Source organism: Pelagicoccus sp. SDUM812005 (assembly GCF_031127875.1).
Lineage (GTDB): Bacteria > Verrucomicrobiota > Verrucomicrobiia > Opitutales > Opitutaceae > Pelagicoccus.
Window position 1 is genome coordinate 1 of the sequence record NZ_JARXIA010000022.1, and the last position, 15,694, is coordinate 15,694.

General features: G+C 56.8%; 12 protein-coding genes. 5 read left to right on the forward strand and 7 right to left on the reverse strand.

Annotated elements, in window-relative coordinates:
* Positions 1 to 35: 35 nt before the first annotated feature.
* The 5 genes from QEH57_RS20995 to QEH57_RS21015 form a co-directional block, all read right to left on the reverse strand.
* Positions 36 to 266: a helix-turn-helix domain-containing protein gene (locus QEH57_RS20995; protein ID WP_309008753.1), complete on the reverse strand. Its 231-nt coding sequence runs from the start codon at positions 264 to 266 to the stop codon at positions 36 to 38.
* Positions 267 to 370: 104 nt separating this feature from the next.
* Positions 371 to 1,405, reverse strand: coding sequence for a sugar phosphate isomerase/epimerase family protein (locus tag QEH57_RS21000; protein WP_309008754.1), 1,035 nt, complete (start codon positions 1,403 to 1,405; stop codon positions 371 to 373).
* A gap of 24 nt (positions 1,406 to 1,429) precedes the next feature.
* Positions 1,430 to 3,181 (reverse strand): sulfatase-like hydrolase/transferase, encoded by a 1,752-nt coding sequence (locus QEH57_RS21005; protein WP_309008755.1) that lies wholly within the window; start codon positions 3,179 to 3,181, stop codon positions 1,430 to 1,432.
* A 3-nt stretch (positions 3,182 to 3,184) separates the two neighbouring features.
* The gene (locus tag QEH57_RS21010) at positions 3,185 to 4,777 is read right to left on the reverse strand and encodes a metallophosphoesterase (protein WP_309008756.1); all 1,593 of its coding nucleotides are present in this window, start codon (positions 4,775 to 4,777) and stop codon (positions 3,185 to 3,187) included.
* Positions 4,778 to 5,003: 226 nt separating this feature from the next.
* Positions 5,004 to 8,381: a TonB-dependent receptor plug domain-containing protein gene (locus QEH57_RS21015; RefSeq protein ID WP_309008757.1), complete on the reverse strand. Its 3,378-nt coding sequence runs from the start codon at positions 8,379 to 8,381 to the stop codon at positions 5,004 to 5,006.
* A gap of 356 nt (positions 8,382 to 8,737) precedes the next feature.
* Here QEH57_RS21015 and QEH57_RS21020 point away from each other — a divergent pair, with 356 nt between their 5' ends.
* From QEH57_RS21020 to QEH57_RS21030, 3 genes are all read left to right on the forward strand, one after another.
* The gene (locus QEH57_RS21020; protein WP_309008758.1) at positions 8,738 to 9,931 is read left to right on the forward strand and encodes a XylR family transcriptional regulator; all 1,194 of its coding nucleotides are present in this window, start codon (positions 8,738 to 8,740) and stop codon (positions 9,929 to 9,931) included.
* Positions 9,932 to 10,022: 91 nt separating this feature from the next.
* The gene (gene corA, locus QEH57_RS21025; protein ID WP_309008759.1) at positions 10,023 to 11,186 is read left to right on the forward strand and encodes a magnesium/cobalt transporter CorA; all 1,164 of its coding nucleotides are present in this window, start codon (positions 10,023 to 10,025) and stop codon (positions 11,184 to 11,186) included.
* A 536-nt stretch (positions 11,187 to 11,722) separates the two neighbouring features.
* Entirely contained in the window at positions 11,723 to 12,340 is a 618-nt protein-coding gene (locus QEH57_RS21030) for a VPDSG-CTERM sorting domain-containing protein (RefSeq protein ID WP_309008760.1), read from the forward strand.
* A gap of 255 nt (positions 12,341 to 12,595) precedes the next feature.
* Here QEH57_RS21030 and QEH57_RS21035 read toward each other — a convergent pair whose 3' ends face one another.
* Positions 12,596 to 13,207, reverse strand: coding sequence for a 3'-5' exonuclease (locus QEH57_RS21035; RefSeq protein ID WP_309008761.1), 612 nt, complete (start codon positions 13,205 to 13,207; stop codon positions 12,596 to 12,598).
* 16 nt (positions 13,208 to 13,223) lie between these two features.
* Complete coding sequence (gene yihA / locus QEH57_RS21040; protein ID WP_309008762.1) at positions 13,224 to 13,871, reverse strand: ribosome biogenesis GTP-binding protein YihA/YsxC; 648 nt, start codon at positions 13,869 to 13,871, stop codon at positions 13,224 to 13,226.
* A 138-nt stretch (positions 13,872 to 14,009) separates the two neighbouring features.
* On the opposite strand from yihA, the gene tyrS reads away from it, so the two are divergent.
* Positions 14,010 to 15,299, forward strand: a complete 1,290-nt coding sequence (gene tyrS, locus QEH57_RS21045; RefSeq protein WP_309008763.1) for a tyrosine--tRNA ligase — start codon at positions 14,010 to 14,012, stop codon at positions 15,297 to 15,299.
* 127 nt (positions 15,300 to 15,426) lie between these two features.
* Positions 15,427 to 15,657: a zinc ribbon domain-containing protein gene (locus QEH57_RS21050; RefSeq protein WP_309008764.1), complete on the forward strand. Its 231-nt coding sequence runs from the start codon at positions 15,427 to 15,429 to the stop codon at positions 15,655 to 15,657.
* The last annotated feature ends 37 nt before the right edge of the window (positions 15,658 to 15,694 follow it).

The window sequence follows — 15,694 nt, forward strand, 5'->3', positions numbered from 1 at the left end:
CTGCTTCTTCGACGTGGGAGTGGTAGTTTTCTGCTTCATACACGGGAACCGTTAGCGTGATCGCTCACGACTGACAACTGCTCCCATGTCATCTTGTCCTGCAAAAATCCCTCCGACTCCAAGGTCTTAACGATCCGCAAGGCGCTGGTGCGGGGAAGCTGCAAGGCCTCCGCCAGCTCCGTGACACTCTTCTCTCCGTCCTGCTCGCCCAGATAGAGCAACAAGCGACAAGCATTGCGTAAGTTTGGAATATTGTACTCAGCCATCCCCCAAACTATGGGCCCCGCACCCCGCTCAAGAACAGCAAATTCTCATTCGAACAAGCCGTTCAGAAGTGAATCCGTCTGCCATCACGCCGCTTTCCTTTCCCTCAAGCATTCGTTTCACGAAACAGTTTACGGCGCGCCTTCCTCAGCAAAGCCACCGTAAGCCTCGTTCCTTCGTCTTCCGACAAGCGCTCGCCTTCGTACTCCGCGCTAGCTAGCCCGCGAAATCCTCCCTGCAACGCCGTTCGCAAGCACAGCTCGAAGTCCACCTTTGGCTCGTTTCCATCGGAATCGAAATCGTAGGACTTGGCGCTCACCGCTCTCGTATAAGGCGCCAAATCGAGCATTCCTTGCAACGTATCGTAACGGCGTTCCGGCACATGCCCCCAGCCGCCCATGAAGAAGTTGTCGAAATCCGTAAAGGCGCCCAGTCGAGGATGCTCCGCCATTTCCAGCAACATCGCCAGCCATGCCGCGTTGCTGCTGGGATGCCCATGGTTCTCGACCAGCACATGCAACCCCCTGGATTCAGCAGCCTCCCCTAAGGCACGCAGGCTTTCCGCAGCATTTCGACAAAGCTGCAGGTAACTTCCGTCACCATAGGCGTTCACGCGCAAGAAACGACACTCCAGCGACGCTGCCGTATCCATCCACTGAATATGGTTCTGAACAGCCTTCCTACGTTCGACAGGATCGCTAGCTCCAATCTTGCCCAGCTCATCGCACATCAAGACGCCGAAGCGAACGCCTTCTCCATCCGCCCGCTTCTTGAACTCAGCCAACCAGGCCGCATCGTCGCCACGCCCAAACCAAAGAATATTGACCAGGTCCACGACCGAAACCTCCAACTCCCGCGCTTTGACCACGACGTCGCGAGGATCCAAATCTCCCTTCAGCACCGCGTCCGGATCGCTGCGCAAGGTTTTCAAAAACCACCCATAGTCGTCGCGAGCGTTTCCAAAAATGGCTCGGTGGTAGCACCACTGCGACAAGGATATCTCGAAGAGGTCCTCCGGCTTGTCCGGAGCCGCAAGCGCCTTCGCGTTCTCCGGCGTGCCCGCTTTGGCACTGACGTGGCTGCCAAGCAGCGTTCCTGCAGCCAATGCCGCGCTTCGCGTGAGAAAGGTTTTCCGGTTCATGGTCATAGGCATTGGGATAAGGGGTTAGCGACGACTCGCGACCAACCAGCGCAATGTCGCAATCTGCTCATCCACTCCTACCCCGGCGGCGCTAAGCCTCAAGCCTATCCGAGTAACATCTGGCGCTACCTGATGAGTCCCGAACTCAAGACTCCCCGCTCGCGCTTGCGAAGTGGCCACATGCTTCCCGTCCATCAACAGGTCTAGCGCAACGCCATCCGCGCACTCCAGCGAGACCGCCATCTCGTAGACGCCCGCCGCCGGCACCTGTACCGCCCAATCGATGCCTGCTCCAACTCCTGACCAATCGTGACTGTAGTGGCTACCCTGCCGCAAGCTTCCATGAATCGCAGCCGGGGCGCACCCGTGCAAGCGGAGCGAGCGGCCGGCATCCCTAGGCAATGGATACACCGGAAGGGCGTAGCTCGCTGGATTTTTCAACACCTTTTCCGTCCACCACTCCTCCAGACTCTTCTTTATATCATGCGCTCGTTCGGGCTCCGACGCAGCCAGGTTTCGCAACTCCTGTGGGTCGTCAACCACCTGATAGAGCTCTTCTCGCCCGTAGCCCTGAACCCATTTGTAATCTCCCAGCCGAGCGGACAACACCTGTTCTTCGAAGGCCATTACTTGCTTGTCCTGCAAGTAATCGTATAGCCGCGTCCGCTTTGGCCAAATGGCTTCGTGATTCGCGTACACGCGTAGCTTGGGTTCGTAGTGATGCTTTCCATACAATCGATCCACGATACTCGTGCCATCGGGATCGAGTCCTTCTGGAGCCACACCCGCAATATCCAAAAGCGTCGGAACAATATCCGTTACGTCGCCTTCGAGACCGTCCCGACGAGCTGGAAAACGATCTCCAAACCGAACGAAGCTCGGAACGCGATGTCCTCCCTCGTACAGGTTTCCCTTCATCCCCTTCAGGCCAGAGGGATTCCGGCGCCGCATTTCCTCATCGCTGAGGTGCGGGACGTTCATGGGATTTCCGATCGGTCCATTGTCTCCCATAAACCAGATCAAGGTATTGTCGCGTAGCCCCATAGCGTCTATCGCATCGAGCAAACGCCCCACCTCCCTATCGAGGTGCTCGACCATCGCGCAGAGGCGGGCATAGGATTCGGAAAGCCCTCTAGCCTTGTATCCGTCAACCAATGACTGGGGAGCGTAATAAGGCTCATGCGGATACGGGTGAGCCAGGTACAAAAAGAAAGGGCCCTCCTTGTTCTCGGAAATCCAATCGATGGCACGGTCCGTCAGGTACTCGGCTGTCCAGCCCTTGGGACGCAGTTCGGTACCATTGTGATCGATGACGGGATCGGTATGCTCGTAGAGACGATCCGTGATCGACCAAGTCGCATCGAAACCGCGATTGTAGGGCAAGTAGGCATCCGTCTTACCAAGGTGCCACTTGCCTAGCATCGCCGTGGCGTAACCGCTCTCGCGGAGGACCTCAGCCACCGTTTTCTCCGACAAGTCCAAATAATCGCGGCCGCCATGCACGCCCCAAACCCCGGCTCTCAAGAACTGTTTGCCCGTCATGAGCGAAGCTCGAGTGGGCGAGCAAACAGGAGCGGAATGGAAGTCGTCGAAACGCACCCCCTCCGCAGCAAAAGCGTCCAACCGCGGCGTCTTCATGTCTGCGGCGCCGTGCGAGGAAATATCGCCATACCCCTGGTCGTCGGAAAGGATGAAAATGATATTGGGTCGACCACCAGCAGCAAGCAGTTGCTGTATTGCAATCGTAAATACAAATATGAGAATTAGTTTCTTCATGGCCTATGGGATTATAAAGGTTCCACTCCCTTCGAAATCCTCCTCAGATCCCCATTCGGGTTTCCAATAGAGTCGCGAGGGTTTCTGGTTCTCGCTCCAATCGTGATCGAGGTAACGAAGGTTGAATCGCACTTGGGAGCTATCTGCGGCGAGACCGATTTCATCGAACGGGATCTCGATCTGAAAAATAAGTTTCCCTTGCCAGTTGAGAAGCGACGCGGCCCCTGTGTAGCCTTTAGGAGCCAGAAGCTCCCCCTGCTCCGTTGGCACGAAATCAAAAACCTTAGCACCCGAGCCAGCGTCGAAGTACAGACGCAGGCGGTCGCTCAATTCTCCGGGCAGGAACAAGTGCACGTCATCTTCAACCTCGGCTCGAAGCACCAAACGGTCGACGAGACTACTCAACGAGAAATGCAACAAGCAGTCCTCGGGACCATGCCAATCCCATCCCTGGGTCAAATATCCAGGAGGATCCAGAGCTTCGTAGTCTCGGCGGGCCGAGTCGTCTCGCAGCATTCGCCGCTGCCAATCGATTCTCCACTGCTTGCGGGTCGGCAAGCCCAGCTCAGACACCGTACCGCGCCCGTAAGTCCCCACGATCTCCACGAACACCGGCGGCAAGCGGTCCAAGTACACCGCCCCGCCATTGCTCGCGCTTATGCTGAATGGGACGTCAACCGTTTCGCCCTTACCCAAGGAAACCGCAGCCCGATCGCATTGAAAGCGTACTCCCTCGATTTCGGGGAAACGTATTTCCACATCCAATACAGACTGATCCGGATTCTCGATGGTCACCCTCCCCTCCAACGAAGCGACATAGGGTCGCGAACTCACCGAGGCGGCGACCTGGACAAAGTCTCCCGAACGCAAGGTTTCCACGCGAGCGCGGTTCTCCTCGTTGACCACATCCTTTTCCACGAAGCCGTCTAGGCTCAGGTGCGTTATTTTGGGACCGCTTTCCGTAAGGACCACATGGGTAATGTGATCGAATTCGCCAAACTCCGCCCCGCGCAGGTAGCTCCCTCCGCCAGCCGTACCTAGGATCAGGCGCTCGTTTCCCGAACCGTCCGCTTCGTAGTAATAATTGTGATGGTGTCCCGAAAAAAGCGTGTACGTCCGTCCTCGCAGCGCCTTCTCGACGACCTCGAAGCCCTCCTTGTTTCCATAAGACCAAAGCGGACGGTGCATGAAGAGAAAGGTCCAACGCACGTCGGGATGCTCCGCCAGAGCCTTCGCAAAATAGACGCCCTGCTCGGCAGAGATCCCAGACCTTCCCCCGTCCTCCGTGTGCAGGACAAGAAACAAGGCCCCTTTGTATTGAAAATGATAGTACGGTTGCCCGAGGCGTTCACGCCATTGCTCCTCCATCCACTCGTTGCTGATGTCGTGATTTCCAGGAACGTAATAAAAGGGCATATCTAGAGTATCCACCATTTGGTCGAACTCCTTCCATTGGGAATCCAACAGCTGAGGATCCAAGGTGTATCCATCGATCAGATCTCCTACCGAAAGGAGAAACTCCGGATGCATCAAGTTCGCCTTCCGCAATGCCTCCCTGAAGACACCGGCTCGCATGCCACCGGTCCGATCGGGCATGACGACGAAACGAATATCCTGATCGGACGCGCTAGGCGCTCTGGATACAGGAAGGCCTTGCCCGAAACAAAGTCCGGCAAACAGCAAGAAAACAGTTAAGCAAAGAAAGAGACGGAGCATAGAACAGATCCTAACCGACTCGTCGGCATTTTGTCGAATTTCCAAGGAATAAAGAAGACGCCGCGCCTTTCGACGCGGCGTCCGCTACCGCTTTGATACAAGCGAACTAAAACTCAAAGCTGTTGGTTAGAGTGAACAATCGTTTCGGAGCGATACGGGCTCCAGCCATGCCACCGTCCGGATTGCGGGTAAGTTCGATCAGATCGTCGCCAGCGAGGACATCCTTCACGTTGAGTTGAATTCTCCACTGAACGTCTTCGCCGAAAATAGCCTTCTGGTACCCGATCCAGAGATCGAGATGGCTCTCGGAATCGCCAATATAAGGATTGCTCAGGTCGAAGGACTCGCCATCGGGCGTCGCGATCGGCGGGTATCCGATAGCCAGTTCGTCTTCCCATCGGTAGCTACCGCCCACGTTGACTCCACTGAACTTGCCCGACTCGAAACGGTAATTGCTGACTATGTTCGCTCGCCATGGACGCAGTTCCGCGACATTGGCCCCGTCCAGCAAACGCTGCAGCTGCCAGTTGCGGTAGAACGTATTGTTCCACTGCTGCTTGATGCTGCCGCTCCCCGTGCCGTTCCACATGCGGATATCGCCAGCAGGACCGTTCCAGATTTCGTTGCGAGACTCTACCCATGCCGCCAGGCTTCCGCCGGGGTTGGCGCGGGACGCTTCCGTCTTGGACGCATTGATCATGATATCCCAATTGCTGCGAGGGCGATAGAACAGCTCCATCTCAACCCCTTCCGAACGCGTATCGGAAGTAGCGGTGATGCCCGCTGGCTCGAAGCCGCCGCTGCTCCACGGATCCCACTGCTTGTTTTGCCACTTGCTATCCGCAGGATTTGCCCAGCCCCAAGCGGCAGCCATCTCCGGCGAAAAGGCGCCGAGCACCGCGTCGACATGCTGCTGCTGCAAGGCGCGATCCGCCGCAGTCTGTACAAACTCGCCGTCCACGTTGGAACCATAGTTCCAAGACGCCCCCGCGTAATCGGGGTCTCCGCTCAAGCCCGCCTCGAAGCCCTTGGCCGCTACCCAGGCACGCGACTCGACCGCGCCGATAAACCACTTGGACAATCCCAAGTTGTCGCTCGCGCCCGCGGCCACCGTTTCATACCAATTGACCTTGAGGCTCAAGCGATCCTCCCAGCCCGAGAGCATGAAACCAACTTCCTTGGTATCTCCACTGGGAGCTCCGAGGGGATTGCCGAGCGGGTCGATGCGGCCCGCGGCAGGCTGGAAGTTCTCGGAGGTGTTCCAGAAAAGGCTGAAGTTGAAGCCACCCAGCTTTTCCGACCACGACTTGGGAGCGTGCACCACAACGCTGTAGGTTTTGGTATCGCCCTTGACGGTCGAGTCAGGATCCTCGCCGAAGGCGTAGAGCGGGGTATTCACTTCCTTGGTACCCGTTGCCGGATTGTTGGGAGCTTGCACCGACCAGGCCGAAGCCTCGTCACTGCGTAGTCCAATCGTGGGTACGAGCATTCCGTCTAACATCTTCGCCTGCCAGATGACCGCTTCGGACTCGACTGTGTCCTTGTCCAAACGGGCAGCTCGATAAAGTTGGTTTTCCGCCCCGTGCATGGCGTTGAGCAAACCGAAGCTCTCGGGAGACCAAACGCCAGCATCGATATCGTACACGGAAACGTATTGAGTCGCATTCGGCGCTTGCGGTACAGAGATCGTAGCGATGTCCAAGCCATCAGATAGGCTTTTCCCGATCAGCGAATCGCTCAGGTAGCTGACCAGCTGAAGTTCGCGATTGGGATCGATATTCGGCACCAAGCTCAAAGCACTCGTGTATCCGGTATCCAATCCGTAGAGAGCCCAACTCCTAGAGTCGGACTCGTTCGTCGTCTCCGACAGCAGTCCGGTGAAAGCGTGCTTCCCGAGGAACTTAGCAAGCATGCCATCCGAGTCCAAATGGTCGCGAAAATCGAACTCGGCGAACGCCGTAAAGCGCTTGTTCTCCCGTTCCGTCGTCAAACCGGTACTGGTGTAGGTCGTGCGATTGCTGACGAAAGCCCGCCCTACATTCGGATTCGGCTCGCCATTCAGGTAGTGCGTGTTGATGTCGACCTGAATCGCCGCATTGTCGCCTAGCATGTGCTTATTTTGCCCATCGCTGTAGCTCTGTTTGTTATAAACGAACTCGTAGCCGAGCTTGTTGTCGAGGAAGGTTTGCGAAAGAGCGAAGTTCGCGACGTCAAAGGAGCGGCGCTCGCGCTTCGTTTCGCCATCCAATAGATTATCATAGAAATTGTAGATACTCGTATCCGTGAGGACGCGGTCGCGGTAGTCTGCCCGAAACGGAATAGTCTCCCCATTGGGTCCACGGTAGGCGTTCACATATCCATTGTATCCATTAACGGATACCATTCGGGCGAAGTCACGCGGGTCCGGAGCGTCCGAAGGAAAGTTTACCGCATCGCCTTCGCGCGGAAACGCGCTCACCCCATCAAGCACGAACTGCTCGGCAGAGTCCGGATCCGCGAAGTAGATGAAGTTCCCGCCATAGAGCTGTCCGATCCAAGGTTCGGCATCGACCACTCCGTCCGGGTAGGCTTCCAGGGGATTGTAAGTGGCCTGGTCCAGCTCCGTGAACCACGGCGTGATGCGATCCTTCGGCGGCACGACCCGCGGACGGTTCGCCACGATGTCGCCATCCTCATAGCTAGCCTGGATCGAAGTGCTCCAGCTCTCTCCTTGCAACTTCTTAGGATCGAGCTTGAGCGAAAGGTAAACGCGCTCGTCATCCTCGAAGGCTGGCTTCTGTTGAAACGCTTGCTGATCGTTCAGGTAAATAAAACGAGCTGCCAACTGGTCTTCGATCAGCACTTGGTTATAGTCGAAAACACCGCGTACCGATCCGTGATTGTCGAGCTTCAGTTCGAAACGGCCTTCGTCTTCGTAGTGAGCGCGCTTCGTATGCGTATTTATGATACCCGCCGGCGATCCAAGACCGAAAAGGATCGAATTCGGTCCGCGCTGCAACTCCACCCGTTCGACATTATAGGAATCCCAAGGAACATCCGTAATAAAAAAATCGCGGGTATTCTCCGCCGCTGCAAGCCCTCGAACACGCGTATTGGTATTCGGGCGAAGCTGGGCCGTGCTTTCGTCCAAGGTACTGCCATTGCCCAGACCCGCATAGTTTCCCTGCATGCCGCCTACTTCCGTGCCGGTCGTGTAGACGAGCAAGGATTCGCTATCGGTCGAGCCCGTATCGCGCAAGAACTCTTCGGTCACCACCGAAATGGCCGAGCCAACATCGCGCAGATCCGTTCGGATACGCGTTCCCGCTAGCGTACTGGTGGCTCGGTATCCGTCAGTCTTCTCTCCTTCTACCGTGAACGGCGAGAGCTCGAAGATGTCGTCGTCGGATTCTTGCTCTACTTGGGAATAAACAAAAGGGGACGCTATCGCTAACGCGGCGAAGCAAGTCCCTGTGTATCGTTTGTAGGATATATAGGTTTTCATAGTTTGGTTTATTGATCGGGGTAAATCGTCGATCCGTGCCACTGGCGGATGACTAGGAAAATCGTTCCACGGAAAGGTACTTGGCATGGGACACAAAGCAACCGGCCGAAAGCAGCGACTCCGGTTTTCGTAACGAATATCAGGATACAGCCTATCCTGAGCTATTTTCACTTGTCAGCTCGATGCGTCCTAGTCGGAGTGAATCATGTGGGTTGCGGGGGGTTGGGGTTGGATAACAAAGGAAAGCGGCTCGCGATTCCTCGGGAGACGGCCCAATCTTAACCTAATCTCACCGCGATATCCATTTGAACGCTTGTTCGTAACCGTCGATATTTTACCACCTGACCCAATCCCCCATGAATCAAGCCAGCCGAAAGAGAGTCGCCATCATCATGCCCACCGGTCGCGAGGAATGCTTGCGATTCCTGAGAGGTGTCGGAGCCTTCCAATCCAGCTACGAGCGGTGGAACTGCCTTCTGGACAACGACGCCCACTCCATCGCCAACCCAGGCTGGCTCTTCAAGAACGAGCTCGACGGGGTCATCTGCCACCATCGCAACCCAGTGGTCCTGGAAGAGTGTCGTCAACGAAACATCCCCTGTATCGACATCAACGACGAAACCCCGCCACGCCCCGGCATTCCCAAAATCAGGCCCGACAACGTAGCGATCGGACAAATGGGAGGCGAGTACCTCATCGACCGCGGCTTCAAGAACTTCGGCTTCTGCGGATTCAACGACGAATCCTGGTCGCAGGAGCGCATGACTGGCTTTCGCGAAGCAGTCCAGCAAGTTCGCCGCAACAGCGCCGAATTGGAAACTGAATACACCCTCAACGAATCCGAACTCCTCATCGTCGTCCAAGACGACTGGGCCGCCGAGCAAGAGAAGCACATTGCGGATTGGATACAGTCCCTCCCGAAGCCCGTCGGCATCATGGCCTGCAACGATCTAAGAGCGGTGCAAGTCATCAACGCCTGCCTGAAACTGGAGCTGCCCATTCCGGAAAGCGTGGCGATCCTCGGGGCCAACGACGAGAAATCGCGCTGCGACCTCTGCCACCCGTCCGTATCCAGCGTACCAGTCAACGCCTTCTACTGGGGACAAAGGACCGCCAGTTACCTATCCAAGCTGATGAACGGCGAAGGGATTGATATCGAGGAAGAGCTGATCGAGCCCCTGGAAGTCGTCACCCGCAAGTCCACCGACATACTCGCCGTACCCGACGCCCACATCGCCAAAGCCATGGCCCTGATTCGGGAGAAAGCCTGTAGCGGCCTCAGGGTCGAGGACCTGCTGGAGGAAATCCCCGTTTCCCGCAGCTATCTCGAGAAACGATTCCGCAAATACTTCGGCAAGTCTCCGCAAATGGAAATTCGGAACACCCAGATATCCCGCATCAAATCCCTGCTCGTCGAAACCGATTTGACGCTGGGCGAAATCGCGGACCGGACGGGCTTCAGCCAAGCCGAATACCTCGGGGTCGTCTTCCGACGCGTAACCGGCGATACGCCTGGTGCATTTCGGGCCAAGATGAAGATGACCACCTAGCCAGCCAAGAGCTCCGCGCCACCGGAAAAAAGAGTCTAGATTTACCCGAATATATCGTTAGCCTTTCACCCTAGCTAACGCCTTCCAGTCTATGCCCAAGAAAAAGCCGACCCTGCATTCCCACCTCACCGACGCCGTTTCCTCCATCGGAAAGCTCGTGACCGCGCCGCTTCATTTCGTTAAGCCCCCCAAGCCTACCGTGGCTCGCAAAATCGCGTCGTCTCCCGGCATCGAGCACGCGAAGGGCGTGGACGTACCGCCCGCAGACGGCTCCATTCCCATCCAATGCATCGACTTCGGCAAAGGCGGCTGCGAAAAAACGGACTTCTCCAACGTCACCGACCTCATCGCCCACCCCCGTCCCGAATGGGGCGGATTTCGCTGGATCAACATCGAAGGCCTGCACCCCTTCATCATCAACGAACTGCGGAAGGCCTACGACTTCCACACCCTCGCCGCCGAAGACGTCCTGCACACCCCTCAGCGCCCCAAGCTCGAGCTCTACGATACCCACAGCCTCATCATCCTCGACATGGTTCGCCTCAAAGGAGAATCCCTCGCGAGCGAACAGGTCAGCATCATCGTCATCGGCGATACCCTCATCACCTTCCAGGAGAACCCCGGCGACGTCTGGAACCCCATCCGCACCCGTCTCCAAAATCCGGATGCGCGCTTCCGCCGCTACCCAATCTGGTACCTCGCCTACGCCCTCATCGACGCCATCGTCGACAACATCTACCCCATTCTCGAACGCTACGGCGACGTCCTAAACGACTTGGAAGAGGAGGCCATGGAAGACCCCAAGCCCAGCATCCAACAGCACATCTACCTCATCAAGCGCGAGCTCTACGCCCTGCGACGCTCCTTCTGGCCCGTGCGCGAGCTCACCAGCAAGCTCACCTTCGACGAGACCTCGCCCGTGGAAAAGAAAGTCCGCGTATTCATGCGAGACGTACACGACCACTCCTTGCAGATTATCGAACTCATCGAAAGCTCCCGGGAAATGTGCAACAGCCTGCAAGACTTCTACATTTCAGTGGTCTCCAACCGCATGAACGAAGTCATGAAGGCCCTCACCATCATGGCCAGCCTCTTCATGCCGATCACCTTCTTCGCCGGCATCTACGGGATGAACTTCGAGCACATCCCCGAACTCGGCTGGAAATACTCCTACCCCATCTTCTGGGGCCTCTGCATCAGCACGACCGTAGTCCTCCTCTGGTACTTCAAACGCAAAGGCTGGATCGGAAAGTAGCCTCAGTTCCCTGCTTTTCTACAGAGAAAGACGATCGCAGAATTTCCGGTTTGGAACCGGCCAGAACGACGCGCGCTCCAAGGAGAGCGACGAGCGCATCCTCGAGATTATCCTCTCGCAAACAGTTTTGGGCACGGCACCCGTTTTATGATCGTTGCCCAAGACGGCGACACAGGCGCAGCAGTATCCGCTCGCTCCCATTCAGACTACCGACCTAGTGGATTCCATGCAGTGCGAATAGCCGAGCCTAACTTGGCCTAATTGAGTGATGCGTTAAAGGTACCGACAACAACAACAATCCCCTTAGCCCCTCTCTATCAAGAACTAACCTGCCCATTCAGATTCGTTGTCGAAATACGTGACGCTTTCCAAATCTCGAAAAACAAACAACCAACTCATTTACCCTATTAAACCACTGTTAAACATATACTTAACAAACCTGACCTACTTTTGTAAAAAATAAGGCCCAATGCCTGCTCTAGCGGGCATCGGCCAGAACCGCTCCCCAAAAACAAGCCTCCGGCCCCACTTACATAATGAATAACATAAAGAAGACACTCCTCGCACTCGCACTAGCGTTTAGCTCCTTCCAAGCTCAGGCCGTTCTCATCGACAACGGGGACTATACCACGGACACCGAAACCGGTCTCGATTGGTTGGACATGTCGTTCACAATTGGAAAGACCTACAATGACGTTCTGTCCGCGACTACTGGCGGCAGCCTCAGCGGTTGGCGATTCGCGACGACATCGGAGTTTGACGCTCTCATTAGCAGCGCCGTTGGAAGTATCTATACACCTACAGCAAGTGGCAATGACTCATCCATTCTCGTTCAAATGCAGAACCTGGTTTCGCTCCTAGGCTATACCTACTCCTGGACAACCACCAGCGAGTATACAGTAGGATTTGTAGACAGTTCTAGCCTCTCCTTCGCAGACGCTCGTCAATTCGGCTACAATAATCCAAATGGCTTTGTACGCCCTGCTTCAAACACCAACTGGGACGCTTCGAAAGACGATGATGTTTTTTCATCCTACCGAGGTAGCTTTCTCCTTCGCTCCTCCAATGCCTCTACCGTGCCAGACGTCGGCAATAGCGCCCTCTTGCTCGGACTCGCCCTCACAGGCCTCGCCTTTTTCAAGCGCCGCAAGTAAGGCGAGTTTAGCCAATTTCTTAATCATAGCCGGACGGGTCGCCTCGCCCGGCTTTTTTGCGTACACAAGCCATCGATCCTATCCGAGGAACGCCAAGGCAGCTTATAAACGATCCAAACGACAGCAGTCCGTCGAGGAATTCCAAAAGACCGTGACCTCTGATAAGAAGCTGCGAATCCTAAGCATCCATTGCGACACCGCCGACGCCGTATAGCAAAAGGACCGCTTCCTAACGCTCGCTTCGCGACCCCTAAGCTAGCACTTTCTCAGGAACTTGTCCACCGCGCGCTTCGGGGTCTTGCACAGCTTCTGCATCAACGCGAAGGGCGCGTCGAAGATGCCGTGGCGATCCCCGATCGTATCCAACATTCGGAGCCAGATCTTCACCGTCATCTCCGAATCGTAGAGGGCTCGGTGAAAGGTTCCGTCTACCGGAATCCCAGCGTAACTGACCAGACTGCCCAGCTTATGGTTGGGAGCGTCCTGAAACACCCGCCGCGCCGCGAGCATCGAACACACGAAGTTTCCCGAACGGCGACGGGCAATCCGTCCCAGCTCTGCATCTAGGAACCGTTGGTCGAAGGACGCGTTGTGAGCGACCAAGTTGAAATCTCCGATGAATTCCGAAAAACGCTCCATCACCGCTTCGCAAGGTTCCGCCTCCTGCAACATGGCGTTGGAAATCCCCGTGTAGCTCTCGATAAACGGGTCGATGCGTCGCCCCGGGTTCATCAGCTCCTGAAAACGCCCGGTAACTTCCCCTGCCTCGATCCGAACCGCCCCAATCTCGATAGCCCGATCACCCAGATTAGGAGAAAGCCCCGTCGTCTCGAAATCGAGAACCACCACCGTATCCGCCCTGCTCATACTCAACCTTCAAAGCCTACCGCTTCTTCAGCCAATTCAGCTGCACGCCCGTGCCGGAACCTTTCTTCGGTTTCTTCGGCAAGGCGCCTTGTATGTACTGCAGCAATACGCCGCGTCCCGCTCGCTCCACGGAGGAGCAAGGAATCATTTCCACCTTCCTCAGCTCCAAGGCCTCCAGAGTCTCCTCGTAGATCTCCATGTTGCGCTTCCAAACCTCTTCCTTCACCTCGTCCGTCTTCGTAAAGACGATCACGTGCGGCACGGGGCAGTCTTCCAGCCAATTGAGAAATCCGAGGTCGAGCTCGATCGGTTCGGAACGGGCGTCCACCAAGGCGCAGATCAGCTTCAGCTGCTTGCGCCCCATCAAGTACTCGCTCACCGCTTCGTTGAAGTCAGCCTGCTTCCCCTTGGAAACCTGAGCGTAGCCGTAGCCCGGCAAGTCGACGAGGTTCCACCATTTGTTCATGGTGAAGAAGTTCAGCAACTTGGTGGCGCCCGGCTTCTTGGACACCTTGGCCAAGCCCTTCTGCTTCGTGAGCATGTTCACCAGCGAGGACTTCCCCACGTTCGAGCGCCCGATAAAGGCAACTTCGGGCAAGGAGGAACGCGGGCAATCCTCCAAATTCTTCGCGCTGGTCAAAAACTCCGCAGATTCGATCTTCATGCCAGCGACACAAGGGACACAAACCTCGCAGGTCAAGGGAGCGTCTGCTCGCCACGACCCCAAGCCTCCCCAAATCCCCTTTCTCTCCGCACTTCGCGTTGGACACCTCCCTGATTTCTCCCCAAAACCGTTCGCCTTATGAACATTTTGGAAGATCTACAGTGGAGAGGACTCTACACAGACTGCACGGCGCTCGAAGAGCTGACCAAGCGTCTCGAAGAAGGACCCATCACCCTCTATGCAGGCTTCGACCCGACCGCGGACTCCCTCCACGTCGGCAACCTCGTCCCCCTCATCGCCCTGCGCCGCTTCCAAAACTACGGCCATAAGCCCATCATCCTCGCCGGTGGAGCGACCGGCAGCATCGGCGATCCCTCCGGCAAGAAGGCCGAGCGCCAGCTGCTGACCAAGGAGCTGCTCGCCCACAACGTCGCCTGCGTCAAGAATCAGCTCGTCAAGATCCTCGATTTCTCCGAAGGGCTCGCCAACACCGCCCGCCTCGTCGACAACGCCGACTGGTTCGGCCCCATTGGCTTCATCGAGTTCCTGCGCGAAACTGGCAAGTACTTCACCGTCAACTCCATGATCGCCAAGGAGAGCGTCAAGTCCCGCCTCGGCGGCGACAACGAGGCCGGCATCAGCTACACCGAGTTCTCCTACATGCTCATCCAGGGCTACGACTTCTTCCACCTCAACGCCACCTACGACTGCGAACTGCAGATCGGCGGCTCCGACCAGTGGGGAAACATCACGGTCGGCACCGAGCTCACCCGCAAGAAAGCCGGCAAGTCCGTCTACGGCCTCACCTTCCCCCTTATCACCAACGCCGACGGCTCCAAGTTCGGCAAGAGCGTCGGCGGCGCCATCTACCTCGATCCCGCCCGCACCAGCGTCTACCGCTTCTACCAGTTCTTCATCAACGTCGACGACCGCGACGTCATCAAGTTTCTCAAGTTCTTCACCTTCCTCAGCCACGAGGATATCGAAGCCCTCGAAGCCAAGCACAACGAAAATCCCGGAGCCCGCGAAGCCCACCGCGCCCTCGCCTTCGAAATGACCAAGCTCGTGCACGGCGAGGAAGCCACCAACGACGCCATCAACGCTTCCAAGATCCTCTTCGGCGGCGGCCTCGACGGCATCTCGGAAAACGCCCTCGCCCAAGTCGCCAGCGAAGTGCCCAGCGCCACCATCGCCAAGGCCGACCTCGAGTGCGAAGAAGGCCTCTCCCTGCTCGACGCCCTCGTCACCGCCGGACTGTCCCAGTCCCGCAAGACGGCCAAGAAGGACGTGCAAGGCGGCGGCGTGAACGTGAACAACGAACGCGTGCAAGACCTCGGCTACAAGCTCACCTCCGCCGACGTGCACTACGGCAAGTACATTCTCCTCCGCCGCGGCAAAAAGAACTACGCCGCCCTGATCGTGGAGTAAACGAATCCTAACCATCCTCTTAGTCCCACCATCAAAAAAAATGGATGAGGACCAAGGGGATGAGGAAGATTTGCCTCTCCGTTTTCACCCTTCACTTTTCGCTCTCCACAATTCACTCTTCCCTTCCATGGCTACTTACGTTTACGAGACCATTCCCCAGTCCGCTGACGAGAAGCCCGAGCGCTTCGAGATTCAGCAGAGCATGAAAGACGAAGCCCTCACCGCGCATCCGGAAACCGGCAAGCCGATCAAGCGCGTCATCGTGGGCGGCTACGGATTCACTATGGGCGGCAACGCGCCCACGCCCTCCTCCGGCGGCCACTCCTGCGGCGGCGGTGGCTGCGGCTGCCACAATTAATCCGTAGCGCTGCGCTTTAGCCAGCGACCGCAATGCA

What these genes read in the sequence shown, in the direction of transcription:
- QEH57_RS20995 (WP_309008753.1), bottom strand. Translation starts at nt 266, where the DNA reads ATGGCTGAGTACAATATTCCAAACTTACGCAATGCTTGTCGCTTGTTG.
- QEH57_RS21000 (WP_309008754.1), bottom strand. Translation starts at nt 1,405, where the DNA reads ATGAACCGGAAAACCTTTCTCACGCGAAGCGCGGCATTGGCTGCAGGA.
- QEH57_RS21005 (WP_309008755.1), bottom strand. Translation starts at nt 3,181, where the DNA reads ATGAAGAAACTAATTCTCATATTTGTATTTACGATTGCAATACAGCAA.
- QEH57_RS21010 (WP_309008756.1), bottom strand. Translation starts at nt 4,777, where the DNA reads ATGCCCGATCGGACCGGTGGCATGCGAGCCGGTGTCTTCAGGGAGGCA.
- QEH57_RS21015 (WP_309008757.1), bottom strand. Translation starts at nt 8,381, where the DNA reads ATGAAAACCTATATATCCTACAAACGATACACAGGGACTTGCTTCGCC.
- QEH57_RS21020 (WP_309008758.1), top strand. Translation starts at nt 8,738, where the DNA reads ATGAATCAAGCCAGCCGAAAGAGAGTCGCCATCATCATGCCCACCGGT.
- corA (WP_309008759.1), top strand. Translation starts at nt 10,023, where the DNA reads ATGCCCAAGAAAAAGCCGACCCTGCATTCCCACCTCACCGACGCCGTT.
- QEH57_RS21030 (WP_309008760.1), top strand. Translation starts at nt 11,723, where the DNA reads ATGAATAACATAAAGAAGACACTCCTCGCACTCGCACTAGCGTTTAGC.
- QEH57_RS21035 (WP_309008761.1), bottom strand. Translation starts at nt 13,207, where the DNA reads ATGAGCAGGGCGGATACGGTGGTGGTTCTCGATTTCGAGACGACGGGG.
- yihA (WP_309008762.1), bottom strand. Translation starts at nt 13,871, where the DNA reads ATGAAGATCGAATCTGCGGAGTTTTTGACCAGCGCGAAGAATTTGGAG.
- tyrS (WP_309008763.1), top strand. Translation starts at nt 14,010, where the DNA reads ATGAACATTTTGGAAGATCTACAGTGGAGAGGACTCTACACAGACTGC.
- QEH57_RS21050 (WP_309008764.1), top strand. Translation starts at nt 15,427, where the DNA reads ATGGCTACTTACGTTTACGAGACCATTCCCCAGTCCGCTGACGAGAAG.